Origin of the sequence: Paraclostridium sp. (assembly GCF_051656405.1) — a bacterium.
Lineage (GTDB): Bacteria > Bacillota > Clostridia > Peptostreptococcales > Peptostreptococcaceae > Paraclostridium.
In genome coordinates this window covers 19,797-46,516 of the sequence record NZ_JBOGBV010000042.1, presented here as the reverse complement: position 1 = coordinate 46,516, position 26,720 = coordinate 19,797, and the positions used below count along the sequence as shown (strand labels likewise).

Here is a 26,720-nt window from a genome sequence, read left to right as displayed (position 1 = left end):
ATGGCAGATACTAATTACTTAAAAGACAACTTGAAAGGTTTTGTTCCAGTTGAGGTTGCTCCTGGGATAATGGATGAAATTGCAAGGGGGTCATCAATATTACAGTTATCAGATGTTAAGCCTATGAAGTCTGATACTATGAAGTTTCAAGTTTGGGCAGATAAACCAGGTGCTTACTGGGTTGGAGAATCTGAAAGAATAAACACTTCTAAAGCTTCTTGGATATTCCCAGAAATGCAAGCTAAAAAAATAGCTGTAATAATACCTGTTACTAGAGAAAAATTAAATGATACTACTATAGATGTATTCTCAGAATTAAAACCTCAAATAGCAGAAGCTTTCTATACAACAATAGATAAAGCTTGTTTATTTGGAGTTAATTCTCCATTTGCAGGAAACGTATTAAAATCGGCTATAGATGCAGGAAATGTAATAACAAGAAATACGCAATCTTTAGATTTAGATATATCGGATGTCATGGCTGAAATAGAAGATAAAAACTTAGATCCTAATGGGTTTGCTGGACATTACGGATTAAAGAGGGAATTAAGAAACTTAAGAGATGCAAATGGAAATCAATTAGCGGTTATGGGTATGAAAGAAAATTCTTTATATGATTTACCTTTAACTTTTGTTAGAAATGGTGCATTTGATAAAACTAAAGCAGAGTTATTATGCGGTGATTGGTCAAAATCTATAGTTGGGATAAGAGAGGGTATCGAGTTTGAAATATTAAAAGAAGCTACGTTACAATCAGTAACTATGGGAGATGGTAAACCACTTTCATTGGCTGAAAATGACATGATAGCTATAAAAGCAACTATGAGATTAGCTCACTTGCCAATAAAAGATGGAGCTTTCGCAGTATTGAAGCCTAAAGTTGAAGCTGGAGCTTAACTGCGAAGTGCTTCAATAGTCGAAGAAGTGGAAGTCCCACAACAAATTGATTATTCTGAATTTAAAGTTGATGAATTAAAAGTTATAGCTAAAGAAAAAGGATTAGAAGGATACTCTTCATTAACTAAAGCAGAATTAATAAAACTTATCGAAGGATAGGTGATAACATGGGAGAATTAGAACAACTTAAAATCAGATTAAGGGAGGAAAGTTCTCCCTTTTTTACTGATGAAGAACTTAAGTATTATTTAGATTTATATAATAAAGACTTAGATCTAACAACTTATAAATTGTTAATTATGAAAGCAGAGGATGATAGTATTACTTTACCTGGTGGATTGAGTTTAGCAAATAACCGTAAGTATTGGCTTACTTTAGCTTCTAACTATAAACCTAATAGAAGTAGGTGTTTATGATGATTGCAAATAAAGTTAAACCTAAAATTCAAAAGGCAACAAATAAAATGCCTACTAAAGTTACTGTACTTAGAAATACAACCAATGAATTTGGCGAACCTTCTGTCGCTCATGTTGTGTGTGAGATAACTGGTTTGTGGCATGATGGGAATAACATGATAAGTCAAATTGTTACTAATAGTGGTGAAGTTAAAAGACAAAAGCAAAACTTTTTAATGGTTGTATATGATCAAGTAAGTTGTTTAATAAAAGAGAGTGATTATTTCACTCTAAAAGGCACTAAATACGAAATAGTTGACAAAGGTAATACCAATAACATGGATATATACTTTGATATGTTAGTTAGGAAGTGTAATAATGAGTAGTTTTAAATTAGATATGAGTAATATAGCTAAAAACATGTTAGAAAAACAAGCTAAAACGATTGCTGCTTTGGCATTGTATGGTGATAGTGTAGCTAAAGATATGGAAGCTTATGCGAAAACTAACAGACCTTGGAGTGATAGGAGCTCTAGTGCTAGAAATAGATTAACAGGTGATAGTCAAAACCTAGGTACTTCAATTAGATGTAGCATAAGTCATGGTGTTGACTATGGTATATATCTTGAAATGTGCAATGAAGGTAGATACAGGATTCTTAAACCGACTATTGATGCAGTAGGACCTAAAGCAGTTAAAGGATTAGATAGAATATTTAAGTAGGTGTTAATATGTTTAAATCAATCTACAAACATTTAAAAGCAAATAAGTTTGATTGCTACAGTATAGGGCAACATAAAGGAATTTGTGAAAAACCATATATAGTTATTAAGAATAATACTCCGCGTGCTTTAAGTAAAACAATGCTTGAAGAAGAAGTGGAGTTATTTTTATATTATCCTTTAGGCGAATACTCTAAGTTTATTGACTATATAGACAGTGTTAGAACATATATGAATGGGTTGAGCTTAAAAGATAATTTTATTCAATATCCAATCATAGTTGAGGATGATAAGAAGGCTTATATGACTATATTAAGTTACCAAAATAATAGAGAGAGGGTGTTATAATGGATAAACAATTTTTACCGACTAAAGACATTGCAATGGTTACGCTAGATGGATACCAAATAACTACTGCTGATGAATACGAGGCAGAAGCCGAAATAGTAGAAGGTGATAAAACAGAACTTATAATAAATGGAGAATTAATAGCAAGTGATGAAGCTCCAACAATAGTTAAGGGATATAACTTAAAATTTAAAGATAATGCTATAAGACCAGAAGTTATGAAGAAGCTTCAAGGTGGAGTTTTAACTCCTGGAACTGAATCTAAAGGACTTAATTATAAAGGTCCAAATGTAGGAGCTTTAAAGCCTGCTACAATAGCAGAAATATGTGTTTACACTAAGGTTTATGCAGAAAATGGGCCTACTGGTGAATACATAAAGACTACTTACACAAATTGTATAGGTGATTTAGTTAAGTTCGCATACAAAGGCGGAGAGTTCTCGGCTTCTGAATTCACAGTTAAGTCAAGACCTGCTGGAGGAACACAAGTGTATGATTTAGATTTAGTAAAAACACTTCCAGAAGTTACTCTTTAAAAATCTAAATAACAAAGGCTAGAGTTTATTCTCTAGTCTATTTTTTTATAAAGAAAGTGAGGAATATATATGCAAGTTACAAGTTTAGATACATTAAGACAAATGAAAAGAACAGAAATAATTGAGTTGCCAAATTTCAATGATGGAACTCCATGTGTAGTCGAGGTTAAAAGACCAAATTTAATGAATTTAATAACTACAAATAAGATACCTAACACACTTTTAAGTGCGGCTATGTCAATGTTTAAAGGTGGTGTAGGTGGTGCAGCTAGTGAAGCCATGGAAAATGCTAAAAGTTTAAAAGATTTAGCTTCTTTAATGCAAGCTATTGCAGAAAATACTTTAGTTACTCCTACTTATTCGTGGTTTAAAGAAAATGATATAGATTTAACAGAAGATCAGCTTGTTGAAATATTAAATTACATGCAAGGTGGTGCTCAAGCATTAAAATCTTTTCGTGACAAGCAGAAATGTTCTGAGAGTAATAAATCAAAGTAAAAAATTTAATAGACTTCCTTCTGAAATTATAGGTTTAGACGATGATTATGTAGCCTTTTGTTTTGATGAAGCTTGTATGTATATTTTAAACGAATATGAACAAGGGAATGAAGCTGAATTTAATGAAGATGCAATGACGGTTGAAGAGTGTAGAAGTCAAGCATTTAATTTAGCTGAACAACTTAAAATGAAAGGCTGTGATAATTAATGAGTATGAATCTAGGTACAGCCATAGCTTATATAGATATTGATGCCAATAAATTTACTAGGGGAATGTCTGAAATTCAAAGTGGTTTAAGAACATTTAATGATAAGACTTTAGACACCTCTACTAGATTTAAAGCACTGGGTAGTACTATGCAAAGCACTGGTCGTAAAATGACGTTGGGAGTTACTTTGCCACTTGCTGGTATGGCGGGTGCTGCAGCTAAAAGTGCAATTGACTTTGAAAGTGCTTTCGCTGGTGTTAGAAAAACAGTTGATGCTTCTGAATCTGATATGAGAAAGCTTGAAAGTGGTATAAGGGATATGGCAAAGGAAATGCCTACCGCCGCTACTGAAATAGCTGGAGTTGCAGAAGCCGCTGGACAGCTAGGTATTAAAACTCCTAATATACTTGATTTTACTAAAACTATGGTAATGTTAGGAGATTCTACTACCATGAGTGCTGAAGAATCTGCCACAAGTTTAGCTAGGCTTGCAAATATCACTGGTATGAGCCAGGGTGATTTTGATAGGTTAGGAAGTACCATTGTTGCACTTGGAAATAACATGGCAACAACTGAATCTGAAATTACTGCTATGGGGTTAAGATTAGCTGGAGCTGGTAGCCAAGTTGGGATGACTGAGCCACAAATAATGTCCTTTGCCGCAGCCTTAAGTTCTGTTGGTATAGAAGCAGAAGCAGGAGGAAGTGCTTTCTCAAAAGTTATGGTTGATATGCAACTAGCCACAGAAAAAGGAGGTAAAAAGCTTAATCAATTTGCAAAGGTTGCAGGAATGAGTGCATCTGATTTTAAAAAAGCTTTTGAAACTGATGCATCTGGGGCAATAATGAAATTCATTGAAGGATTAGGAAGTGCAGAAGAACGAGGAGAGTCAGCCATAGGAATACTTGACGGAATGGGTATAAGCGAAGTTCGTATGAGAGATGCACTTTTAAGAGCGGCTGGTGCTAGTGATGTATTTAGTGAAGCTCTAGGAATTGGAACACAAGCTTGGAAAGAGAATAATGCGCTCACTAATGAATATAACCAAAGAGCTGAAACAACCGCATCTAAGCTTTCTATACTTAAAAATAACTTAGTTGATGTTGGTATAGAAATAGGAGGAATATTAATACCTTACATTCAAGATTTTGTTGGTTGGCTTCAAGGTTTAATAGAGAAGTTCCAAGGATTAGAACCTTCCACACAAGATTTTATTGTAAAAGCCGGAGCTATGGTTGCTATAATAGGTCCTTTACTTATGATATTCGGAAGTTTAATAACTGCGGTAACTACAATAAGTGGTGCTTTAAGTGGTTTATCTGGAGTGTTTGGACTGGTTAGTGGTGCAGTTACTAGTGCAGGTGGAGCGTTAACTGGAGCTGCTGGAGCCGCTGCTGGATTTACTCTTGGGTTGCCTGTCTTGGTTGCTGGGTTAGTTGCTGTAGCCGCTACAATTGGAAGTAATACATCTGCACTTGATTTTTTAGTCGATAAGTTTGGATTTGCCGGACGTGCAATTGCAACTATGTGTGAGACTATGTGGGGTATAATACAGTTTGTATTTGGTAACATCTGTATAATTATAGAAACTACTGCTAAGCTTATTTATGCAGCGATGACGGGTCAATTTAGTAAGCTTGACGATATAACTCGTGAGGGTTGGGCAAAAATTGAAAATAATACAGCTAAATCATTGAGTAACATGAACGCTGATACTACAAATGCTTTAAAACTTATAGAAACTCAATCATCAGCTGAGCTTGATAAGATAACCAATGTATATGATACTGCTCTTTCTAAGCTTCCAGAACTTACAAAACATAATGTAGGTGATGCAGCTACAGAGTTCACAAACTCACTTAAGGGAATTGATGAAGAAGGAATGACTATACTTAAAGGTACATCTGACACTATGGCTATTATATTAGAGGGTATAAATGCCGACATGATAGGCACTGAAAAAGGTACTGATAAAATGAAAGCTAACTTGGAATCACTTGCGGTATCTGGTGGTATAAGTGCTACTGACCTTCAAAAAGAAGTCGATAAAGCTATGAAAACTATTAACGACAACATGGTAACAGAGTCAGATTTAATGAAACAAAACGCTACAAATGCTTTTAATGCTTTTAAAACTGTTGGGACTTCTAGTGTTAAAGAGATGGCTAACAATGTAGTTGCAGAAATTGGCAATATGGAACAAGGTTCAGTTGAAAAATTAAGCGGAATGGGCGAAACTTGGAAAGGAATACTTTCTGGAGTTAAGGATGATGGATCTATGTCTTCAGCTCAAATGAGAGACATGATAGTTCAAAACTTATCTGATATGAATATAAACGGTTCTGAACTTGTTAATCAATTAAGAACAGAATCAACTAATCATATGAATCAAATGGCCGATGAAGCTGATAAAGCTACTAAAAAAGGTGCTGACGCGGTTAATAAGAATACACAAGATGCTAAAACTAAAGCGGTTGAAAATGCTAAGGGTACAAAGGATGGAAGCAAACAAGAATTAGATAAGATTCCACAAGATGCTCAGTCAGCAATGAGTAAAGCAGCTCAAAACATGGACCAACAAAGTAAAGCTGGTAAAGATGCGGTAAGCAATAATATGAAACAAACATCTAAAGTCGTAATGGATGAAAGTGGTAAAATTCCTAAAGATGTTCAATCTAATATGTCTAAGTCGGTTCAGTCTATGAAACAGGCTGGAAGTGATATATATAATGGAATGAATACAAGTTTCGCCAAGACTTCAAGCCAAGGTAAAAAGCATTTTAGTGACTTATTTAATGGCGTAACTCGCTCCACTTCTAAAATGTCAAGTAAAGTTATATCTGATTGGAATAGGATTAGAAGTGCTTTAAGTGGGACTATTACTGGTAATGTTCAAATTAAAGTACATGGTGTTCAAGCCGCTTTAAATCAAATATCTAGTGTTAAAAATGCAGCTAAAACTAGAAGTGTTTCACCTATGCCTTTTATGAATCTTATGGCTATGCCACAAAATTTTGCTATGCCTATTGACACCAATATGTATGCCCAAGCTTATGACATGATTAGAAGTAACGATATAGCTTCTTATGTTAGTTCTCAAATACCAAGTGCTATTAACTTGAATATTGACTCAAATAATAGTAGTAAATCTAAGAAAACTAATAATCCAAATATAAATGTAGAAGTTAAGATTGAGAAGGTTGAAAATAAAACAAGTGATAGTCCTAAAGAAATTGCAGAACAAGTTGTAGATCAAGTTATTTATAAATTAAAGCGTGAAAAATACGCTACAGGAGGTGCTTAGTAGTGCAATGGTATAAAAATATAACTGAATTAGATAGTTTTATATATGGTGCTACTTCTAGCACTTTTTTTAATTTTGCTTTTGAAGCTGATAACTTAAAACCTTTCGAAAATGATTTTGAATTAGTAGAAGTTATGGGTAGAGATGGGGATTTACTAGTTGATAATAAGAGAAGAAAAAGCAAGGATGTAAATGTAAAAGGTTATCTGATTTGTGATGGAGTTGAGCCTAGTGTGATGTCTGATAAATTTAATGATTGGCTTGTTGGTGAAGTTAAGTATAAACCTTTAAAGTTTAGTAACGATAAAACTGAATATGAAGCTATCATAGTTGGTGGAGTCGCTATGGAAGAAAGACTTAAGGGAATATTTGATGTAAGCTTTAAGTTTAGTTGTATGGAGGTGGTTAAATGATACCTATACTATATGACAAAACTGGAAAAGTAAAACTTGGTGAATTAGTTGATATTATAGATAGCGGATATGTAGAGGAAGAAAGAAACGGTATATTTGAATTTACAATAGATTATCCCGTTGGATACCCTTTATCTGATTTGATAGTTGAAGAAAATATGATAGAAACTAAACCAAATGAAGAACAAGACTTACAAAAGTTTAGGATATACGATACTAAACGTCTTATGAAAAATATTATAACAGTATTTGCAAGGCATGAAAGTTTTGACTTAGCCAATGATCACGTTGAAAATGTAAACTTAGAAAATGCTAGTTGTGAATATGCTTTAAATACTTTATTTAGAAATTCTCACTTTTCAACTCATTACCGAGGATATTCTGACATTATTAATGCACAAAATTATAGTATAGATAATGTTAATATACTTAATGCTATAGCTGGTAAAGAAGGAAGTATTATAGACACTTACGGGACTGGAGCTGAAATATTAAGGGATGGAACTAATATTCATGTGCTTAATAAAAGAGGGCATGATAACGAGGTAACTATTGAATTTGGTAAAAACCTAACTGACTTTGTGCTTGAAAGAGATTTAACAGACCTGGAAACTAGAGTTGGAGGGTTTGCTAAATATACACCCGAAGGTGGCAAAGAAACTATAGTTAAAAGTAACTGGATAGATAGCCCTTATATAGATAACTTTGCACATCCTTATATAAATATAGAGGGTAGACGTGATTACTCTGACAAGTTTAAAAATGGTGAAATACCTACGGTTGAGAAACTTGATAAGTTATGTGAGGATGAATTTAAGATTAATAAAAGAGATATACCTAAAAGCAATTATACAATTAAATTTATACCTCTTAGTAAGTGTGTAGGTTACGAAGGACTACAAGACAAAATAAGCTTATGTGATACTGCTAGAATCATTGATAAAAGATTTAATGTAGATACTAAAGCTAAGGTTATTAAATATAAATATGACTTCATAAAAGAACGTTATGAATCTATGGAATTAGGGAAGCCGAGAACAACACTAGGTGATATTATAGGCGGCGGAGGAACTCAAGGATCTCCTGGAAAAGATGGTCCACCTGGTAAAGATGGAGCTGACGGTAATATAGGAGATTTCCCCGATAGCTTACCTAATACACCTATTTTAACTGCTAATGTAAAAGGCTGGGGAAGTATTGATTTGAGCTGGACTTTTGAAGATAAGGTTTATTATACTTATGAGCTTTACGCTTCTAAAACTAAAGATTTTAAGCCTAATATATTTGACTTGATACATAGTGGTCAATCTAGTTCTCATTTATTTCAAGCTAAGCCTGGAGAAACTTGGTACTTTAGAATATGTGCTAAAAATACCCATGAAAGTCGTACAGAGTTTAGTCCTCAAGTTGCTATTACTACTAAAAAATCAGATGATTTTGAAGAATACTTCTCTACTTTAGGAGTTGGAAATTTAGTAGCTAATATATTCTCGGCTGATTATATGGAAGCTGGAATTATAAAAGGTAATTGGATAGATATGAGACATTTGACTCTTACTGATGGTAACGGTAAGAGAGTTTTTGACTGCGATGATTTCGGTCGACTTTATGCAGATTTCTCGGAGTTTACTATTAACGGAAGCGCAGTAGCTCAAGAAGATTGGGTTAAGACTAAAATTTCTAATAGCGCTGATGGATTAAAGCAAGAGGTATCTAATGAATATGCAACAAAAACAGAAGTAACTCAGGCAGTCGATAAGTGGAAAGTAGATTTCGCTACACCGACAAGTAACAAAGTTGTTAACTCAATATGGAATAAAAGCTTTGTTGGTTGGTTCAGGAATGGCACGTTTGTATATGACTGTTTTGGATCGTACACGTGGATAAATCACGATAGAAATACTTTATGGATAAAGAACGATTCTAATCAGTTTCACGGATTGTTTCAGCCTATAAAGTTTACACCAGGCAAGACCTATACGCTATTCCTTAAGTATCAAAATGATGGTGGCTATATAACTGGGGCTGGCACGCTACAATTTGGTATAGAAAATTTATCAGTTCAAAATAGGAGTTTATTAGTAGCTGACGGGTGGCACACTGAGCGTATAACATTTACTGCAACTCAAACTGAGCACACTTTGATTCTATACATGGCTCACGCCGCTATATATGCAGAGTACATGCAAATAGTTGAGGGTAATCCCGAGAATACGCCTCCTTGGACTCCACATGCTAACGAGGTTATTAACTCTGGCACTGAAATAACTGAGGCGGGAATATTAGTCAAAAATGGAGCTATAAGAATAAGAAATCAAAGTGAATATGATGTGTTTTGGGTGGACCAACACGGGAACCTATGTACTGATAATATATATATCTATGGAGCTGAAAAAGAAGCCAACTTAGAAATTGGAGGTACTGGTAACAAAGGTATAGGTATCCGTAGTTCTAGCGGTGGAGATAGATATATAGATTTCTGTACTACACCAAAAGGTTCATCTTACCAACAAAACGTAGATAGTGGAACATTTACTAGATTATATGCTAATGAAGGTGATTTTTACATAATGCCTACAAGTAGGCTTATAATACAGAGTAACCAAAAACCTAGGCTAGACAGAATGGATATACTTGTTCAAGAGTTTTGGGTTGGTGGTAACATAAATACAAATCACTCATTAATTGCCGAAGATGCGGTTAAATGTAGGAATATATCTCACCCCGAAGGAGGGGCGGGTAATGTAATTAATGTTGATGCTAAGCTTAATCTTATAGGCGGTACTACATTTAGTGCTGGTGTGTTTGCATCCGCCCCTATGTCTCTAATGTTTTTTAGAACGTTATCCGAAAAACCTTTAGATATATTAGACAGTATAGAATTTATAGATAAAACTAAAATGCCTAGATTTAATTCATTGATTGCATTACCTAATGAAGAAGAAGCTATACAAGAAGAAAATACTGAATTATTAATGGATGTTAGTAATATAGTAGGAACTCCGTATGCTTCTATAGATGAAAAAGGAAGTGCAATTGCTAGTTATGAAGAGTTATTAAAACTAGCTTTAAAAGAAATAAAAGAACTTAAAAATGAAGTTAGTATATTAAAAGAGAAGGTAGGTGCATAAATGTTTGCAATAGATTTTACAAAACCTTATTTGTATAAAGATGTAGTGTACTTTCACCAGGGAAACTTAAGCACTAACAATACATTAAGATGTACCTTAAATACAGGAGGAAGCAACGACCTTACTGGATGTAATATAATATGTACATTCAAGCTTCAAAACTCTACTGAAATAAGTGGAGCAGGAAGAATTATAGATCCATTAAATGCAATTGTAGATTTAGTATTTCCTTCAAATGCATTAGTTGTAGGACTTAATAAATTAGAAATTCTAGTAAATAGAAGTGATGGATCAGTCGCGCAATCACCTAGTATCACTTATGATATATGGAAAGGTTTAACCACTGGAAATGGGATAGAAGTTGAAACTAATTATCCTATACTTATACAGTTAATAAATAGTGCAAATGAAGCATCAAATAAAGCTAATTCAGCACTTAACAAAGCTAACTCAATGATTACAGATATGACAGATGCTATTGATAATGCTTACAGGTCAGCTAATGAAGCCGATATAGCTACAAGCAATGCAAATACTAAGATAGAAGAAGTTGAAACTGCTAAAATAGAAATGATTAAAAAAGTAGATACATCAATAGAAACTATGAAATTATCTGTAGAAGATGCTAAAAATGAAATGGCATTAAAAGCCGATGAAAAGATAGCTGATGTTGATAGAGCTTTAGCAGCAGGGACAGTAGATTTAGAACTTAAAGAAGCTAGAAAAGATGCAAGCGGAGTTGTGCATGATACCGTAAAGCAAAGACTTGATAGTGATTTGATTATAGGTGACAAATCCGTAAAAGATTTCGTAATTGATATGAATGGAATGAAAGAATCTCAAGATCTTGCATATGATACAAACAAGTCATATCAAGTGTGTACTAATACCCAAGTAGGTTTAGTTAAGGACTTGAAAGTATATGGCGAAACTATGATTAATATATGTAATAACGATTATACAAAGTCAAATATAGGAATTTACTATCATGCTATAAACAAGTCTATGTTCCCGTTTGGCGAAGATGTTACGATAAAAGTTTTTAAAGAAAATGATTCAAGTTTGCAATATTTAAAATGGGCGCTTTATGGGGTTGATAGTGAAGGTGTGGCGAGAGTTATAAAAGGGTATACTAATGATTTTAGTCAAGTTACTTTAAATGTCAAAGATACATATCCCTCTTATAGATTATACTTGCAAAGTCATGATGGAAATAATTATGTTGATTTTGACAGAAATAAGGTCAAAGTTTGTATCGTTAAAGGTAATGTTAATATAGTTGATTTCTTTGAAGGTCTAGCAAGTGTTGGAAATGGTAGACCTTTGGAGGTTAATACTTTGAAATGGAGTGGAAATTTATTTGATGATAAAGTATTAAAGCTATATATTAAAAATGAAAATGACACTGAATATGAATTGGATTACGGTCAAATTTGGTACAATAGAGAAAAATTAGTTTATTTAACATTTAAAGTAAATACTTCTTATAAATTTTCTTGTACTCAAAAATGTTCAAATTCTACTTCTAAACCTAGATTTTATTTTCATTACACAGATGGAACTGAAGATCACGTTACAATAGGCAATACGGAATGGGAAACAGTTACTGCAATTAGTAGACCTAATAAAACACTTGAATATATTTCTGCGACATATGGTAATAGCGGTGGAATTTGGACAGTTAAAAAGGATTCTATTTGCTTATATGAAGATACTACAAAGTATAAATTTGAACCTTATTTGGAAGATAAAAAGCCTATACTATACAAAGATGCAAACGGAGCATGGAAGCCCGTAACTGAATTAAATGAGTGGGATGTGCTAGACACTGTAAATAATAAGCTTGAATTAAACTCCCTAAGAACTGTATTAAATAATAAAGATAAGTTATGGAGGGATAACGGAACTGATAAAGGAGGATTTAAAACATATTGGAAGTCATACGATAACTTTATAATTGACAAGTGTATATGCAATAAATTAAAGGTGTACGATGTGGCAGTTGTTAGGGAGGAAAAATGTATATTTTTTAATAAGACTAAAGGGTTATTATACATAACTATTCCTCAAAGCGAGTGCGCATCATTGATAGACCTTGATACATGGTTTTCTAATAATAATATTGAGATTGTTATCCCTTCGCCTAAAAGTGAGTATGAATTAAATCCAATTTATCCCGATTCATTCGAGGGTGACACAATGGTTATGGTAAAGGGTGGAGCATTACCAATTAAAGCTAGTTGGAAGATAACTTCAAACTTGCCTAACTTTGTAAAAGAGTTATCTAAACAAGTTAGACAATTACAAGACCAAGTTTACAAAACTAATGTAGCTAACTTTACAGTAGCACTTAATACATTAGATACAAAATTAAGATTAGATAGATTAGAAGCACCTCAAATGTAGGTGTTATTTTTATACAAAAAGGAGATGGTTTTATGAATAATACTATGACTTTAGAGGAAGCAATAGATCTTTTAGCAAAGAATTGCCCTCATGTATTTGCACCAATAGCAAGTGAAATTCAAAGTCTAAGAAGCGTAAATCTTGAATTGAAGGAGCAAGTTGTTTCAACTCAAAATATTGTTAATGAGTTAGTAATGCAAAGTATGTCATAAAATATATAAATCACAGGAGGAATAATAATATGAGTAATGCAAAATATTTAGCAGACCAAATAATAAAAGGAGAGGAGAATGGAGGATTACCATATAGAGTAGTTGTGCCAATATCTTACTGGAGTAAATATCAATCAGAAGTTGATGAAATTCTTAAAGAAAAAGGTTATGAGAATTTAATTGAAAATGTAAAATAAAAAGTTTTTATATAAAAAGGAAAATTAAATAAAATGTAGAATTATGTATATTATCATAAAAAGGGGGAATTTAAAATGGCATTTGAACTAGTTAAAAAAAATGAAGCAACTGGATGGTATGAAGGAAAAGGACATTGCTATATTTGTGGTAGTGAATATGAAATAAGAGAGGAAAATAATGCAAAACTTGTGGCACATAGAGCAGGAAGATATGATTATGATGGATACTATATTCAATTTAGAGTATATTCAAAGTGTACACATTGTGGGCATAATAATATGCATGATCGAGAAGCTAAAATCAATGAACCTAAGTAGATTTAAAGGACCTAAATACAGGTCCTTTTTTAATGCTTAAAACCAAGGAGGAATAGATGAATATATATGATGAAAGATTAAGCGGACTAACAGCAATTGTTGGAACTTTACTTACATGGTTATTTGGGGGATGGGATATAGCATTAAGCGTATTAGTTGCATTTATGCTAATAGATTACTTAACAGGATTATTAAGAGGATATGTAACAGACAAGCTTAGTTCTAATACTGGATTTAAGGGGATAGCTAAGAAATCAGTAATACTTATAGTTTTAATAGTAGCTGTATTACTAGATAGATTGATAAATGATAGTACTTGGATTTTCAGAACATTAATTTGTTATTTTTATATAGCTAATGAAGGTATCAGTATCTTAGAAAACTGTACAGCGTTAGGATTACCAGTACCAAATAGATTAGCAGAAGCATTAGAACAACTTAAAGAAGGTCAAAAGAAATCAAATATAAATAAAAAAAATGAAAGTGAGGAGATTTAATATGGAAATGTTTAAAGTATATATAGATTTAGGACATGGTGGAAATGACAGTGGAGCATTAAACAAAGCTAGAAATGTACTTGAAAAAAATGTAGTTTTAGAAGTGGGTAAACTAGTTGATTCTAAGCTAAGAAAATGCGGTTTAGATGTTAAGTTATCTCGTACTAATGATATTACTAAGAGTTTACAACAAAGAACCAATGAAGCTAATGCTTGGGGAGCTGATTGTTTAGTTTCTATACATGTTAACGATGCTGATAGTAGAAATGCAAAAGGGTTAGAAACTTATTGCTACAAGTTAAAATATAGAGAATTAGCAGACTGCATACAAGAAGAATGTGTAAAAGCTGGACTTTATACTCAAAATAGAGGTGTTAAAGAAGGAAACTTACATATGGTAAGAGAAAGTAAAATGTCAGCTGCATTAATAGAACTATTCTTTATAAATAATGAAGAAGATATTAATAAGATGCTTAATAAAAAAGAAGAATTTGCAACTGCTATAAGTAAAGGCATATGCAAGTTCTTAGGAGTATCTTATGTAGATGGTAATCAAACATCACCAGGCAAAGGATTTGCAAATGGTGATTACTCTGGAAGAAAGGCTAAAGTTATAGCTGACGTTCTAAATGTAAGATATGATAGAGGAACTCAATACAATGTAATAGGTCAAGTTAAAAAAGGAGATATAGTTAACTTACAATACTGCTTAAATGATTGGTTAAGTATAGAAGAATTCAAGGGTAATAAAGGACTTGGATATGTTAACTCTAAGTATTTAGAGTTAGTTTAATTGAATATGAATTTGAACTATATAAAGCATAAGAAATATTTACATTACTTGAAAAAATTAATAAATATATGGAAATTATTATGCTCAACTTGTTAAAGATTATTGCTTTATCTTTTTTTATAATAGTATTTGTAGAAATGATAACTAATGAGAGTACATAACTAAAAATAAAGAGTTAAATTCAGTTAAAGCAACATGTTCAGAGTAGATATTCTATTTTTGCACGTATTTCGTTGCCCCTTGTGATATAATTATGAGGTTGAGGGGATTATAAAAAGAAAGAGGGGTAAAGTAATGATTTTGGTTATAATTTTAATACTATTTATAGTTTGGAAAGTCTATGAATATTCATATTACAAAGGGGAAAATTTCAATAAATTAAAGAAAGATTTAAATGATTACATTTTAAGCTGTAACTCTTTGAATGAACACATTGAGGAACTGAAAGAAGCTTATTCAGATATTAAAAAAATTAATTATGGAAATGCAGAATTAAAGGATGCAAGTAGATATAATTTTAAAAGAAAAGAACAAATGAAAGCAAAAAAATCTGAATTTATTCACGAGTGTTCTGCATCTGTATGCAAAAACGCTGAACAGCAACCATTTAAATATCTATGTAAATATTTTAATATAAAGCCTAATGAAGAATCACTAGAAAACTTTGAAAGTGTTTTAAATAACTTTTCTGCTGCAGAAGAAGGTAAATTGCTACTTAATAATGAACTCGAAAAAATTAAAGAATCTATTCAAAATGATATTCCATTTCTTATTAGAAAGTTTAGCATGAAGAAATTTATGTTAAATTTAGGTTTTAAAACAATTGATTTTAGTACATTGTATTTTCCTACTTATACATTTAGGTATGTGAGTCCTGGAGGGAATAAATCGACTAGTTGCAATATTAAATTAGATATAAATAATTTAAATGATTTTGTAGAATATCTTTCAGACCTTGTTAAGTTCAAAAAAAGTGTAGCAGGGCAAAGAGCATTAATGACTTCAAGGTTAAGAGAGAAAATAAAAGAAAGAGATAATTACACTTGTCAAAAGTGTGGTATATCTACAAATGATGAAAGAAATTTATTGCTAGAAATAGATCATATAATACCAATATCAAAGTGTGGTATGTCTACGGAAGAAAATTTACAAACACTTTGTTGGAAGTGTAATCGTACAAAAGGTGCAAAAGTAGATATATAAATCATAAGTAAAAAGGATCTAATTAGTTTCTATGTTTTTATAAAATTACATAGAAAATTAATTATCGTACCTATTAAACGAGAAAAGGGAGTACTCAAGCAAACGAGTACTTCTTATTTTTTATGCCTAAAAATACAAATTTTAAATAAATAATAAAATAATGACAAATAATGACAAATTATAACAATATAAATGTTGTATACTATTTATGATTTATAAAAAGTGGAGGGAAAATATGAAAAAACTAATATTATTATTAAGCGCAATTATAATATCTTTATCTATGGTTGCATGCTCTTCAACAGGTGGAGATGATAAAGGCCAAGACAAAGCATTTTTGAAAGATGCGAAAAAATCATTTAATGCAAGAGCTTCGTATTTAGCAGATGTAGAATCAGGAAAAGTAACTTTAAATGAAAATGAATACCTTAAAGAAGCTGTACTTAAGGAAAAGAAAATTTTAGAAAAATATAAAGATGCAGAATTTGATAATCCGGAATTAGGAAAATTAGCAAAAGATTATATTGAGGGACTTAATAAGCAAGAGGAATCGATTAAATATTACTCAAGTGATGTGATGAAATATGAAAAGTTATGGACAGAAGGATATGATATGAGAAGCACTGCTATAACAACTTTAGTTGATAAGTTTGGATTAGAGTTAGATAAAAAATCATTTGAAGAATTAAAAAATAATGCTCAAGTAGTAAAAGAAAAAAATGATGTTAAAGATAAAGTTGATAAAATGTTAAAAAGCATAAAATTTGAAAAAGTAAAAGAAGAGTACGACTGGAAAGACTATGAAGCTATAGTTGAGAATAATACTGGAGTAGATTTCGAAAGCTTTTTCTTAGATGTAAAACTTTTAGACTCTGATGGGGTTGTTGTTGAGTCTATTCCTGTTTCACCAAATGGCATTTGGAAAAAAGATCAGAAAGTTAAATTGACATTTTCTACTGACAAAGATTTTGAAAAAATAGAATGGACAGAGGAATATTATATAAAAGAGTAATCAAATAGTGAGGTTAGAATGTGTTTTCATTCTAGCCTTTTCGATTTTTTTATATTATATAAATTATGTTTAAATAGGAGGGAAAGGAATGAGAAAATTTAAATTATTAGCTATTATAGCTATCTTAACGATCTCATTAGCAGGATGTACAAATTCTAAAGAAGAGGCTAAAAAAGAAGTAAACAAAATTGAAGAAACACAAGAGGTACAAAAAACAGAACAAAGTAAAATAGAGACTCCATTAGGGGCAGGAGAATTAATTCCCTTAAAAAGTGGAAGTGGGGATCTTCTTGAAGGTCAAAATTACTTAAAAGTTGTAAGTGAAGATAAACCAAATGATTCGGATATAATAAAAACATATAATGAACTTAGTAAAAGTGATTTAAAATTTAATTACTTTATAATACAGTATGGGGATCAAGGTATACACTTTGTAAAGAACGCACCAATTGGAAATTTAGGAGAAATTGATTTTGACTGTGCACCATTACAACCAGGAAGCCAATTAAAAGAAACTAAAAAGTTTTTAACAATAGATGGAGATAAAATAATAGAAGAAGATGCAACAGGAAAAAATAATTAAAGAAATAACTAAGTAAGCTATGGTATAAAGGGCTAGTATTTATCCTAGTCTTTTTTATTTTTGAAAAAATTTAAAAGGACAGGCAAGTTTGTAGTTAGAAATGAATAGAATGTATTAAAGAAAGGGGGCAGAGATAATCAATAATACTTAAGGAGGGATAGATTTGGCTAAAAAGAAACAGTCATTAAAATTACCGGTTAGTTTTAAAGAAAATATAAGAGACTTAGCTTTATATAACTATGTTTTACAACAAAAAGATTCATTAGGAATAAGCACATATATTAAGTTGTTAATTGAAAAAGATATGAAAGAAAAAGGAAGTTGGAAATATGACTAAAAAGTAAAGAGCCACAGGACTGGTACTCCATATGGCTCAAAGCTAAGTGAATTATAAAAATATAATTCTCTAATTATTTCGATAAAAATATTTAAAATCCTTTATAAAATTATAAAAACTTAACCGCTATTTCGGCTATAGCACAGCAAGTTATATACCCACCAAAGAAAATCATACCAGGAGTCATTCCAAACACCTCCAAAGATAAATTTATAAGATTATTATTTACTATTTAAGGGGGATTTATTCATGTTATTCATAAAAAAAGAAGAGGTTATAAGTGTTCCGGAGTTTGTGAGATCATGTGAAATAGAAAGAGAATTAGCGTTAGAGAATATAAATTTAAGCCTAATAGAAAAAACTATCAATCACTTAAAGAAAAATAAAGCTAAGTATATGTTACTTATTTATATTATAGCTATGACTGTTGACTTAAGCGGTATTACTGTGTTAGCTGCAGATACAGCTTCAATAGATAAAGCTGGCATGGAAATATTAAATTTAATAAGAAAAGTAGGTTACTGGGTAGGCATTATATCCTGTACTAAAGATGTAGTAAAAGAAGGTATGAGAGGTCATTCGGAAAATATAGGTTCAATTGTAATTATGTACTTATTAGGATTTGGAGTATTGTACTTTTTACCATGGGCATTTGATTTAATAAAAGGTCTATTTTAGGGAGGTAATATTATGTTAGAAACATTACAAAATATATCTAATGTATTAACTGGAATGTGGAATTTTTGTACAGCTGCATGGGATTTAATTACTAATCCAACTAAAATTTTAATTGGTATAGTAGATATGTCTCACTGGATTCTTTTATTAACAGCTATAATTTGTTTGATACTTACAATGTGCGGATGTAAAAAAACAAAAAACGGAGCTACGATAAGCATAGTTATTTACGCTATCCTTAGATGCTTAGCTACCGTTTTGGTATAGGAGGTATAATATGAAAACAAAGAGTATAAGACTAGATAAATATTTTGAATTAGTAAATCCAGAGTATGTCTATTTCAAACTTATTCCACATTCGTCAACGAGAAACAACTCATCTGATAAGCTAGCCCAATTAGTAAATAAATTGTACTTAGATTTTAATAAACGAATTTATAAGGAAGAAAAAAAATTATTTTTTAAAACTAAATCTAAAGTTAGTTACTATATATATTTAGAAAAAAAGAAAATTGAGTTTTATTTCATAATACCCAAACCATACAAGAGACTATTTAAAGATAGAATTTCTGATACATGGAGAAATATAGAAATAAAAGAAGTTAAAGAGCTACCTCAATTCAACGAAGATGCCACTAAATACAGTTTAAGTTATAAAAAGGAAGATGCTTTAAGTTTAGCGGTAGATAAAAGGAATAATGAGCTTTTATCTAGCACTTTGAATTTACTAGAAATATTAGAGTCGGAAACTAATGATAAATTAGGGATAGTATACAATTTTGTTCCGTCAAGTCAAACTATTCTAAATTCATTTAAGGAGTACCATAGAGAGATCGCTGAAAAGTTTGATAAGCATAAACCTTTAGATAAAAATAAGAAAAATATAAAATATATTTTAAAAGTAGCGGCTATATTTTTAATTAATTCTATAGATGGTTTTATAGATAAAATACAGACAGATCTAAAGCAACCAATTCAAAACAACATAACTTTATTTCAAAATAGAGAACTTTCAAAAGCTACTGTAAAAAAAGAAAATTGCACATTATGCAGAAGTCAGATAGTAGTTTTAGCAGAAAGTGATGACAAACAAAATCAAGAAATTAATGCTAGAGCTGCAGCTGAAGCTTTTAGTATAATAGATGAAGATAATGGATTGATTTATGATGAAATGAAGGAATCATTTGATATTTGCGATTACAAGTTTCCTTGCGGAATAAATCAAACATCTACCCAAGAGTGTAGTAATTTTTTAGCTATGCCTGGAAGAGAGCTTATAAATCAATTTAAAGATATGGAGCATATAAGTGTATTAGAAAATAAAGTCCCAGAAGAGTTACAGAGAGGTTTTTTCAGACTTGGTAATGTAAAGGTGAAAGAAACTAGAACAGATGCATTTAAATCTAATGATGAGCAATTGAGTAGATTGGGAATGGCATATATAGGATGTATGGGAGCTGGGAAAACTACATTCATGACAAATAATGCTTACGATATAATAAACGAAGGCTACGGATTAGTTAATATAGATATTATAAATAATTGTGAATTATCTGAGTCTATAAAGGATATAACACCATCTGAAAAGTTAATTGAAATAGATTGCAGTAATCCGAATCAAATACAATGCTTTTCATATAATGAAGTTGCTATAAATCCGAACATGACAAATTATGAAAAAATTTCAAATTCTATACTGCATACACAACAAATAGCAGTTCTTTTAGATTCTATAAATGATGATACAAGCAAATTAAGTCCTAAAATGCTTAAATATCTATATGCAGCTGGAACTGTAGTTTTTACCAGTAAGTATGATGCTAGTTTAAAAGATATTATAAATTGTCTTACTATACCAAGTAAAAGAAAGCATTTTATAGAATCTATAAAAGAGGAAATGAACGAATTACTTGAAGATGAAGTTATTACATTAAAAGAACTGGATAAAAAAGAAAAAGACGGGACTATATCAAATAACGATAATAAAATTGAAGGGATCATAGATAGATCTATACATCTTAAAACTAGTTCTCATACAAAATTAGCATTTATGAAATCAAGTAAAGATAATTTAAACTTCGTAGAGTTATTAGAACAAAATAAGGTTATTTTAATAAAGATTCCTGAAAGTAAATTTCCATCTAAGATGATAAGAAATATAATAGCGACATTCTTTTTAAGTAAGATTTGGTTAGCGAAACAGATTTTAGCTACTAGAAAGCAACCAAAGACTTTTATATTATTTGATGAATTCTATAAGTGCCATAATTGCCAATTATTATATCAAGATATATTTGTAGAAGCTAGAAAATTTGATTTAGTTTCTATTGTAGCTTTGCATTATCTTAATCAATTAACACAACAATGTAAAGAAGCTTTAAAGGCTTCTGGTACATCTTACTTATTATTACAAGGAGCAGATGTTAAAGCGTATCAAGATTTAAAATCTAATTTACTTGCATTTGGGTATGAGGAAGAAGATTTATTAAACTTAGATAGATATAGTGCCTTAGCATTAATAAAGACTACTAAAAATTATAGTGTATTTGTTGTCGACTTACCAAAACCTATTAAAAAATTAGAAATCCCTATCGCTTCTTAATAGGGATTTTTTTATTCTTAAATATTTTAAAAAATAAATTTGGTACCGATATAAGTTTCGGTACCAAACTAAGAATGTAGTATTTTCAACGTATTTATACATATTAAAAAATAGATATAGTTAGCCTAAGTTGCTATAGGCGAACATAAGCACTTCTCTCATGTAACACTACGACCTGCGTCGCTTAACGCTTATACATTCGCTACGCATGTTATAGCATATGATAAATAGTTATTAAAAGTTGCATGTCTTTATATAAAAAATAAATTTTATAAAAAACTGTATGAATCAAAAGTATAGTTGAACACTTTGAAAATTAATAGTATAATAAACAACATGCAAAAAGAAGTAAGTTGTTGGTAAAATTGTGGATAAGTATATTCTACTGACTATTTACTGACAATTGCACAAAACAACTCTATTAAAATATTGAAACTCCAACGGTTATTAAAAAACGTTGGGACTTGTTCGAGAACCTCCAAGTATAAAAAACTAAGGTAATTATATAGTGGCAGTATATAAGACATATCCTTAGCTATGACTTTAAATTAAAAGTTGTAAGGTTCTCCTTATTAATAATTTTTTTAAGGAGGCATTTGTTATGCAAAAAAGAAAAGTAATAATTGACTGTGACCCAGGTATTGATGATTCATTAGCTTTATTATTAGCTATAAATTCACCGGAATTAGAAATATTGGGCATAACGACTTGCAGCGGGAATGTACCTGCTAAGATGGGAGCTGAAAATGCTCTATATACACTTCATAGATTTTCTGATAAAAACATAGATGTATATGTTGGAGAAGAAAATCCCCTAAAAAGAGAACTTGTAACAGCTCAAGACACACATGGAGAAGATGGTGTTGGAGAAAATTTCTATGAGAAAGTACCTAATAAGTTTATAAAATATGGTGGAGTAGATTTTATTATAGAAACACTAAAGAATAATGCAGATGTATCTATAATAGCTCTTGGACCATTAACTAATATTGCTAAAGCACTTATAAAAGACAAAGATGCTTTTAAAAACTTAGATGAATTTGTATCTATGGGCGGTGCATTTAAAATACATGGTAATTGTTCGCCTGTTGCAGAATTTAATTATTGGGTTGATCCACATGCAGCTGAATATATTTACAAAAATTTACCTAAAAAAATCCACATGATAGGGCTAGATGTAACTAGAAAAATAGTATTAACACCAAATATTATCGAATTTATAAATAGGTTAGATAAAAACTTAGCTGAATATATAACACAAATAACAAGGTTTTATATTGATTTTCATTGGAACCAAGAAGGTATAATTGGATGTGTTATAAATGACCCATTAGCTGTAGCGTATTTTATGGATAGAAGCTTGTGTGATGGATTTGAATCATACACAGAAATAGTTGAAAGTGGAATAGCTATGGGACAGAGTATAGTAGATTCTTTTGATTTTTACAAAAGAGATAATAATAGTGTAGTGCTTACGGAAGTTGATGAAAAAAAATTCATGCGTATGTTTTTAAAAAGGCTGTTCCCTAAATATATAGATAAAATTGAATTGATAGGGGGATTACTTTAAATGAAAAAATCTCTATCTACATATCAAGTAACAATAATCGCTTTAGGTATTGTATTAAATGTAGTTGGTGCATTTATAGCACTGACATTAAGATTACCTATATACTTAGATTCAATTGGAACTATATTTATAGCTTGTATACTAGGACCTAGATATGCCGTTTTAACAGGAATTTTAGGTAGTTTTGTAAGTGGAATGACGTTTGACATATACTCGTTATTTTTTATGCCAGTTCAAATATCAACGGGATTAATATCTGGAATTATGTTCAAAAAAGGCTTTTTAAAAGGTGGTAAAATATTCATAGGAGTAATGGCTTTTTCAGTACCAACTTCTATATTAAGTGCTATAATAGCAGCATTTGTATTTGGAGGAGTAACTTCATCAGGATCATCATATATAGTACAAATTTTATCCACATTTGGAGTTAATAAAGTTGCAGGAGTATTTTTAACACAAGTTTTAACTGACTATACAGATAAAATTGTAGCAGTTATGATTGTAAAATATGCAGTTTCATTAGTTCCACAAAATGTAGTAAATAAATTAAAATTTAAAAATAGTTATATGGAGATAAATAATGGATAGATATAGTGAAATCAATAATAAAAATAAACGTGAAATAGTGCTTCTAAAAGGATTTCCTTGTAAATGGGGTAAATGTTCATTTTGTGATTATACTCTAGATAATGACAATGATGAAGAAGATATGAATAGATTGAATTTTGAAGTATTAGAAAATGTTACAGGTAAATATAAAGTATTAGAAGTTATAAATTCAGGAAGCTGTTTTGAAATTCCTAAAAAAACTTTAGATAGAATCAAAAGTATTGTAATTGAAAAAAATATAGAAAAGTTATTTTTAGAAAGTCACTGGTGTTATAAAAGTAGACTAGATGAGATGAGAAGGTTTTTTAATATACCTATAATCTTTAAAACTGGAGTAGAAAGTTTTGATTATAATTTTAGAAATAACTTTTTAAAGAAAAATGCTAAGTTTAAAACAGTAGATGAGTTAAAAACTTACTTTGATTCACCTTGTATGATGGTAGGAATAAAGGGTCAAACAAAAGAAATGATAGATAGGGATATGGATATAGTTTTAAATAACTTTGAACATGCTACTATAAATATATTTATAAATAACACTTCTAGCATAAAAAGAGATGAAGAATTAGTTACTTGGTTTAAAGAAAAGTACAAATTTTTAAATGAAAATGAAAAAATAGAAGTGCTTTATAATAATACTGATTTTGGAGTTGGTGAATAAAATATGTATGAATTTGGAAAAAATGTTACAATAATATGAAAAATTTTTAAAAAAATATGGAACTAAGTTCATATATAGTATAATATAATAACAAAGACGAAGAACTGAGGTGCTAATATATGAACAACATTATAAATAAGACATCAATAATATGTACAATGTTAATGGTTACAGTTAGCATGCTTTCAGGGTGCTCATCAAATGAAAGTATTACTGATAATAATATAAATAAAAAAATAGAATCTGAGAGTGTAAACATTAATATAAATGAAAAAAATGCTAAAGTATTGAAAATAGGTAAAACAGAAATAATAAATGAAAGTAAAAGTGGAAATAGTGAAGAACTTAATCTTATAGATACAAAAACTAAAGTTACAAATACAAGTGACTTTAACATTCGAAACATAGAACTAACATTTAGAGAGTATGATAAAGAAAACACTGCACTGGCAAAAACAGAAGCTTTATGCAAAATTACATTAAAACCAAATGAAAGTGCATATATACAAGCTGCACATAAAAAGTATGCTAAAGATATTAAAGTTACAGGATACTCATATAACTTAGGAAATAAACTTGTAAGTATAGATTTAGAAACTAACAAAGTGGATATATCAACTACGAGAGAGCGAATTGTAAAAGATGCAAAATATGATATATTAGGAATATCTAAACCAGAAATTGTAAGTGAGGTTAATGGTGGATATAGCTCTAAAATTACAATAAAAAACATTTCAGATAAGGATATAGGAAGTGTAGTCCTAGAAGTTGCAGAATTAAACGATGAAAATGAGTATACTAATGTAACGTATTTAGATTCGTATGAAGTAATAAAAAAATCTCAAGATGTAAGTTTAAGTTCTGTACACTCTAATGATGCAAAGAAATTAGAGGTAATAGGATATATTTACGATGATGTAAAAGACAATACGACTGTCGAAGTAAATTTAAAATTAAATGAAGTAATATTATTAAAATAAAAAAATAAAAATTTGTATTGAAAGTTGATTGAATATGTACTATAATATTTATTAAATAGAATAAAGAATATAGCTAAGAAGGAAAATAGTAAAAAGCAAGTTTGTATTCAGAGAGTGAGTGGTTGGTGAGAACTCATTACAATGGTTTTTGAATCCATTCCGGAGCTACTAGTCTGAAATAATAGTAAGATTAGTCGTAAACCTACGTTACAGGACTGAGGAGGTTTATATTTTTATAAATATAAACAACTAGGGTGGCAACGCGGATAACAAGACTTTCGTCCCTTTTTTAAGGGTACGAGGGTCTTTTTTTATTACTTAGCTATAATTAATTACAGTAACAATTAAAAAATATTAATTAAAACAAGGATAATATTGCAATAAAATGTAAAATTGGGTACATTTATACAACTATATTCTACCATGGAAGATAAAAAAAGTATACTAAAATATGCAAATATAATATTATAAAAATAATTAAAATTAAAAAATATAAAAAGCTTAATTCCTGAGAAAATAGATTTGATTAAAAAATATAAAAAAATTGAAAACAGGATTACTTGTTGTACCCAAAACAGATGTAAAAACCTTTATTGCAAATTAAAATCAATTAAAGAGATTAAATTATGTTAATTAGTAAATAAAATTGTGATTAGTTTATAAAAAGATTTATAAAAAATTTTTACAAGTAAATAATAAAAGGGATGAATATAATAAAGTAATAAACAAATATATGTATAGGTTAAATAATATTATTTTAAGGAGAGGGTAATAATGAAAGAGAATAATAAAAACTATGGAAATTTAGATTTTGTAAAATTAAATGAAACTTTAGCAGATCCAGAATTTGCAAATTGGTATTATAACCAAATAATGAATGGAACTGATGCAAATTTAGAGATAATGGGATTTGTAGATATTTTAAAGAAGTATGCAGACGGGGAATACAAATAAATAAAAATAAACCTCACATTTGTGAGGTTTATTTTTATTTATTTGTATTTTTTATAAAACAATTCGTACAAAGGTATAGTTAAGATTGAAGCTATAAAAGCATCTATCATATCATGCATCGTATCCGCAAGTCCACCAACTTGCATATTTGTTGCAAAAAAGCTATCTATTAAAAATTCAGATATCTCCCATAAACCAGCTATAGCCATGCTAAAACAAAATGTAAATACAATGATAACTTTCCTATCAATAAGTGTATTTGAATTAGAATTTAATAGCACGAATGCGTCATATGCAAAAAAAACTGCTAAAACACCTGATAGAGAATGCATTATATCATCATAGTGGTTAATTATCCCATAAAAATCGAAACTGGAACCTAAGTAAGATGAAAATAAAATAAATATAAGTATTGAAAAAATTAAAATAGGAGAAATTACATTAATAAATTTTTTCGTTGTAAATTTTATAAATACAGTTATCATTAGAGAGCAAAAACAGGGTGCAATTTGAAATGCTTCTCCAAAGAAAATAAAGTATATCAAAGAAACTGTATATAATAATATAAGTATGTTTGTAGTTAAAGTTAAGTATTTAGGAACTTCTTTTTTATAAAATAACAAAATGAAATCCTCCTTCGTGATTTAATATATTA

Annotated in this window: 31 protein-coding genes, 1 riboswitch and 1 other annotated feature; of the genes, 30 read left to right on the top strand and 1 reads right to left on the bottom strand. The window is 30.2% G+C overall.

The window, feature by feature from the left end; translation table 11 throughout:
- The 30 genes from ACRDDE_RS05700 (at position 1) to ACRDDE_RS05555 (ending at position 26,065) form a co-directional block, all read left to right on the top strand.
- Complete coding sequence (locus tag ACRDDE_RS05700; protein ID WP_438626151.1) at positions 1-897, top strand: phage major capsid protein; 897 nt, start codon at positions 1-3, stop codon at positions 895-897.
- A gap of 27 nt (positions 898-924) precedes the next feature.
- Positions 925-1,056, top strand: coding sequence for a Rho termination factor N-terminal domain-containing protein (locus ACRDDE_RS05695; protein WP_438626150.1), 132 nt, complete (start codon positions 925-927; stop codon positions 1,054-1,056).
- A gap of 8 nt (positions 1,057-1,064) precedes the next feature.
- Positions 1,065-1,313, top strand: coding sequence for a hypothetical protein (locus ACRDDE_RS05690; protein ID WP_438626148.1), 249 nt, complete (start codon positions 1,065-1,067; stop codon positions 1,311-1,313).
- Positions 1,310-1,678 carry a hypothetical protein gene (locus tag ACRDDE_RS05685; protein WP_438626147.1) on the top strand — a complete coding sequence of 123 codons (369 nt, stop codon included), beginning with the start codon at positions 1,310-1,312 and terminating at the stop codon, positions 1,676-1,678. Before ACRDDE_RS05690 ends, ACRDDE_RS05685 begins: the two co-directional genes overlap by 4 nt.
- Positions 1,671-2,015, top strand: a complete 345-nt coding sequence (locus tag ACRDDE_RS05680; RefSeq protein WP_438626146.1) for a hypothetical protein — start codon at positions 1,671-1,673, stop codon at positions 2,013-2,015. Before ACRDDE_RS05685 ends, ACRDDE_RS05680 begins: the two co-directional genes overlap by 8 nt.
- Positions 2,016-2,023: 8 nt before the next feature.
- Positions 2,024-2,362, top strand: a complete 339-nt coding sequence (locus ACRDDE_RS05675; protein ID WP_438626144.1) for a hypothetical protein — start codon at positions 2,024-2,026, stop codon at positions 2,360-2,362.
- Positions 2,362-2,898 (top strand): hypothetical protein, encoded by a 537-nt coding sequence (locus ACRDDE_RS05670; protein ID WP_438626142.1) that lies wholly within the window; start codon positions 2,362-2,364, stop codon positions 2,896-2,898. The genes ACRDDE_RS05675 and ACRDDE_RS05670 overlap by 1 nt, the downstream gene beginning before the upstream one ends.
- 69 nt (positions 2,899-2,967) lie before the next feature.
- On the top strand, positions 2,968-3,396 hold the full coding sequence (locus ACRDDE_RS05665) for a hypothetical protein (protein WP_438626140.1): 429 nt from the start codon (positions 2,968-2,970) through the stop codon (positions 3,394-3,396).
- Complete coding sequence (locus ACRDDE_RS05660; RefSeq protein WP_150885881.1) at positions 3,356-3,604, top strand: hypothetical protein; 249 nt, start codon at positions 3,356-3,358, stop codon at positions 3,602-3,604. The genes ACRDDE_RS05665 and ACRDDE_RS05660 overlap by 41 nt, the downstream gene beginning before the upstream one ends.
- Positions 3,604-6,909: a phage tail tape measure protein gene (locus ACRDDE_RS05655; RefSeq protein ID WP_438626138.1), complete on the top strand. Its 3,306-nt coding sequence runs from the start codon at positions 3,604-3,606 to the stop codon at positions 6,907-6,909. Before ACRDDE_RS05660 ends, ACRDDE_RS05655 begins: the two co-directional genes overlap by 1 nt.
- A 2-nt stretch (positions 6,910-6,911) precedes the next feature.
- Positions 6,912-7,322 carry a hypothetical protein gene (locus ACRDDE_RS05650; protein ID WP_438626136.1) on the top strand — a complete coding sequence of 137 codons (411 nt, stop codon included), beginning with the start codon at positions 6,912-6,914 and terminating at the stop codon, positions 7,320-7,322.
- Positions 7,319-10,453: a phage tail spike protein gene (locus ACRDDE_RS05645; protein WP_438626134.1), complete on the top strand. Its 3,135-nt coding sequence runs from the start codon at positions 7,319-7,321 to the stop codon at positions 10,451-10,453. The genes ACRDDE_RS05650 and ACRDDE_RS05645 overlap by 4 nt, the downstream gene beginning before the upstream one ends.
- Positions 10,454-12,859 (top strand): hypothetical protein, encoded by a 2,406-nt coding sequence (locus ACRDDE_RS05640; RefSeq protein ID WP_438626133.1) that lies wholly within the window; start codon positions 10,454-10,456, stop codon positions 12,857-12,859.
- A 32-nt stretch (positions 12,860-12,891) separates the two neighbouring features.
- A complete protein-coding gene (locus ACRDDE_RS05635) occupies positions 12,892-13,071 on the top strand; it encodes a hypothetical protein (protein WP_438626131.1) in 180 nt (59 codons plus the stop codon).
- Between the two features lie 29 nt (positions 13,072-13,100).
- Positions 13,101-13,268, top strand: a complete 168-nt coding sequence (locus ACRDDE_RS05630) for a hypothetical protein (protein WP_438626129.1) — start codon at positions 13,101-13,103, stop codon at positions 13,266-13,268.
- Between the two features lie 75 nt (positions 13,269-13,343).
- Positions 13,344-13,586, top strand: a complete 243-nt coding sequence (locus tag ACRDDE_RS05625) for a hypothetical protein (protein WP_438626127.1) — start codon at positions 13,344-13,346, stop codon at positions 13,584-13,586.
- A gap of 56 nt (positions 13,587-13,642) precedes the next feature.
- Positions 13,643-14,083: a phage holin family protein gene (locus ACRDDE_RS05620; protein ID WP_150885863.1), complete on the top strand. Its 441-nt coding sequence runs from the start codon at positions 13,643-13,645 to the stop codon at positions 14,081-14,083.
- A gap of 1 nt (position 14,084) precedes the next feature.
- Positions 14,085-14,876 (top strand): N-acetylmuramoyl-L-alanine amidase, encoded by a 792-nt coding sequence (locus ACRDDE_RS05615; RefSeq protein ID WP_438626124.1) that lies wholly within the window; start codon positions 14,085-14,087, stop codon positions 14,874-14,876.
- Between the two features lie 294 nt (positions 14,877-15,170).
- Entirely contained in the window at positions 15,171-16,079 is a 909-nt protein-coding gene (locus tag ACRDDE_RS05610; RefSeq protein WP_438626122.1) for an HNH endonuclease, read from the top strand.
- A gap of 235 nt (positions 16,080-16,314) precedes the next feature.
- Positions 16,315-17,091, top strand: coding sequence for a hypothetical protein (locus tag ACRDDE_RS05605; protein WP_438626120.1), 777 nt, complete (start codon positions 16,315-16,317; stop codon positions 17,089-17,091).
- Between the two features lie 88 nt (positions 17,092-17,179).
- Positions 17,180-17,674 carry a hypothetical protein gene (locus ACRDDE_RS05600; protein WP_438626118.1) on the top strand — a complete coding sequence of 165 codons (495 nt, stop codon included), beginning with the start codon at positions 17,180-17,182 and terminating at the stop codon, positions 17,672-17,674.
- Between the two features lie 163 nt (positions 17,675-17,837).
- On the top strand, positions 17,838-18,011 hold the full coding sequence (locus ACRDDE_RS05595) for a hypothetical protein (RefSeq protein ID WP_438626116.1): 174 nt from the start codon (positions 17,838-17,840) through the stop codon (positions 18,009-18,011).
- Positions 18,012-18,260: 249 nt separating this feature from the next.
- Positions 18,261-18,689, top strand: a complete 429-nt coding sequence (locus ACRDDE_RS05590; protein ID WP_170074642.1) for a hypothetical protein — start codon at positions 18,261-18,263, stop codon at positions 18,687-18,689.
- Between the two features lie 12 nt (positions 18,690-18,701).
- Positions 18,702-18,956, top strand: a complete 255-nt coding sequence (locus ACRDDE_RS05585) for a hypothetical protein (protein WP_438626114.1) — start codon at positions 18,702-18,704, stop codon at positions 18,954-18,956.
- A 10-nt stretch (positions 18,957-18,966) separates the two neighbouring features.
- Positions 18,967-21,291: a hypothetical protein gene (locus tag ACRDDE_RS05580; RefSeq protein WP_438626112.1), complete on the top strand. Its 2,325-nt coding sequence runs from the start codon at positions 18,967-18,969 to the stop codon at positions 21,289-21,291.
- A gap of 457 nt (positions 21,292-21,748) precedes the next feature.
- Positions 21,749-21,793: riboswitch (PreQ1 riboswitch) on the top strand.
- A gap of 99 nt (positions 21,794-21,892) precedes the next feature.
- Positions 21,893-22,861, top strand: a complete 969-nt coding sequence (locus ACRDDE_RS05575; RefSeq protein WP_438626110.1) for a nucleoside hydrolase — start codon at positions 21,893-21,895, stop codon at positions 22,859-22,861.
- Entirely contained in the window at positions 22,862-23,449 is a 588-nt protein-coding gene (locus ACRDDE_RS05570; RefSeq protein WP_438626108.1) for an ECF transporter S component, read from the top strand.
- Positions 23,442-24,131, top strand: a complete 690-nt coding sequence (locus ACRDDE_RS05565; protein WP_438626106.1) for a radical SAM protein — start codon at positions 23,442-23,444, stop codon at positions 24,129-24,131. The genes ACRDDE_RS05570 and ACRDDE_RS05565 overlap by 8 nt, the downstream gene beginning before the upstream one ends.
- Before the next feature lie 119 nt (positions 24,132-24,250).
- Entirely contained in the window at positions 24,251-25,111 is an 861-nt protein-coding gene (locus tag ACRDDE_RS05560; protein WP_438626104.1) for an FxLYD domain-containing protein, read from the top strand.
- A gap of 66 nt (positions 25,112-25,177) precedes the next feature.
- Positions 25,178-25,400: a binding site (T-box leader), on the top strand.
- Between the two features lie 485 nt (positions 25,401-25,885).
- Positions 25,886-26,065, top strand: a complete 180-nt coding sequence (locus tag ACRDDE_RS05555) for a hypothetical protein (protein WP_438626102.1) — start codon at positions 25,886-25,888, stop codon at positions 26,063-26,065.
- Positions 26,066-26,103: 38 nt separating this feature from the next.
- Here ACRDDE_RS05555 and ACRDDE_RS05550 read toward each other — a convergent pair whose 3' ends face one another.
- Positions 26,104-26,688, bottom strand: coding sequence for a hypothetical protein (locus tag ACRDDE_RS05550; RefSeq protein ID WP_438626100.1), 585 nt, complete (start codon positions 26,686-26,688; stop codon positions 26,104-26,106).
- Positions 26,689-26,720 lie beyond the last annotated feature (32 nt).

Excerpts from the sequence above, each read along its gene's own strand:
- ACRDDE_RS05675 (WP_438626144.1), top strand. The coding sequence starts at position 2,024 with ATGTTTAAATCAATCTACAAACATTTAAAAGCAAATAAGTTTGATTGC.
- ACRDDE_RS05575 (WP_438626110.1), top strand. The coding sequence starts at position 21,893 with ATGCAAAAAAGAAAAGTAATAATTGACTGTGACCCAGGTATTGATGAT.
- ACRDDE_RS05625 (WP_438626127.1), top strand. The coding sequence starts at position 13,344 with ATGGCATTTGAACTAGTTAAAAAAAATGAAGCAACTGGATGGTATGAA.
- ACRDDE_RS05565 (WP_438626106.1), top strand. The coding sequence starts at position 23,442 with ATGGATAGATATAGTGAAATCAATAATAAAAATAAACGTGAAATAGTG.
- ACRDDE_RS05690 (WP_438626148.1), top strand. The coding sequence starts at position 1,065 with ATGGGAGAATTAGAACAACTTAAAATCAGATTAAGGGAGGAAAGTTCT.
- ACRDDE_RS05555 (WP_438626102.1), top strand. The coding sequence starts at position 25,886 with ATGAAAGAGAATAATAAAAACTATGGAAATTTAGATTTTGTAAAATTA.
- ACRDDE_RS05580 (WP_438626112.1), top strand. The coding sequence starts at position 18,967 with ATGAAAACAAAGAGTATAAGACTAGATAAATATTTTGAATTAGTAAAT.
- ACRDDE_RS05600 (WP_438626118.1), top strand. The coding sequence starts at position 17,180 with ATGAGAAAATTTAAATTATTAGCTATTATAGCTATCTTAACGATCTCA.
- ACRDDE_RS05605 (WP_438626120.1), top strand. The coding sequence starts at position 16,315 with ATGAAAAAACTAATATTATTATTAAGCGCAATTATAATATCTTTATCT.
- ACRDDE_RS05585 (WP_438626114.1), top strand. The coding sequence starts at position 18,702 with ATGTTAGAAACATTACAAAATATATCTAATGTATTAACTGGAATGTGG.
- ACRDDE_RS05655 (WP_438626138.1), top strand. The coding sequence starts at position 3,604 with ATGAGTATGAATCTAGGTACAGCCATAGCTTATATAGATATTGATGCC.
- ACRDDE_RS05680 (WP_438626146.1), top strand. The coding sequence starts at position 1,671 with ATGAGTAGTTTTAAATTAGATATGAGTAATATAGCTAAAAACATGTTA.
- ACRDDE_RS05645 (WP_438626134.1), top strand. The coding sequence starts at position 7,319 with ATGATACCTATACTATATGACAAAACTGGAAAAGTAAAACTTGGTGAA.
- ACRDDE_RS05560 (WP_438626104.1), top strand. The coding sequence starts at position 24,251 with ATGAACAACATTATAAATAAGACATCAATAATATGTACAATGTTAATG.
- ACRDDE_RS05615 (WP_438626124.1), top strand. The coding sequence starts at position 14,085 with ATGGAAATGTTTAAAGTATATATAGATTTAGGACATGGTGGAAATGAC.
- ACRDDE_RS05630 (WP_438626129.1), top strand. The coding sequence starts at position 13,101 with ATGAGTAATGCAAAATATTTAGCAGACCAAATAATAAAAGGAGAGGAG.
- ACRDDE_RS05620 (WP_150885863.1), top strand. The coding sequence starts at position 13,643 with ATGAATATATATGATGAAAGATTAAGCGGACTAACAGCAATTGTTGGA.
- ACRDDE_RS05640 (WP_438626133.1), top strand. The coding sequence starts at position 10,454 with ATGTTTGCAATAGATTTTACAAAACCTTATTTGTATAAAGATGTAGTG.
- ACRDDE_RS05570 (WP_438626108.1), top strand. The coding sequence starts at position 22,862 with ATGAAAAAATCTCTATCTACATATCAAGTAACAATAATCGCTTTAGGT.
- ACRDDE_RS05670 (WP_438626142.1), top strand. The coding sequence starts at position 2,362 with ATGGATAAACAATTTTTACCGACTAAAGACATTGCAATGGTTACGCTA.
- ACRDDE_RS05685 (WP_438626147.1), top strand. The coding sequence starts at position 1,310 with ATGATGATTGCAAATAAAGTTAAACCTAAAATTCAAAAGGCAACAAAT.
- ACRDDE_RS05635 (WP_438626131.1), top strand. The coding sequence starts at position 12,892 with ATGAATAATACTATGACTTTAGAGGAAGCAATAGATCTTTTAGCAAAG.
- ACRDDE_RS05590 (WP_170074642.1), top strand. The coding sequence starts at position 18,261 with ATGTTATTCATAAAAAAAGAAGAGGTTATAAGTGTTCCGGAGTTTGTG.
- ACRDDE_RS05665 (WP_438626140.1), top strand. The coding sequence starts at position 2,968 with ATGCAAGTTACAAGTTTAGATACATTAAGACAAATGAAAAGAACAGAA.
- ACRDDE_RS05700 (WP_438626151.1), top strand. The coding sequence starts at position 1 with ATGGCAGATACTAATTACTTAAAAGACAACTTGAAAGGTTTTGTTCCA.
- ACRDDE_RS05610 (WP_438626122.1), top strand. The coding sequence starts at position 15,171 with ATGATTTTGGTTATAATTTTAATACTATTTATAGTTTGGAAAGTCTAT.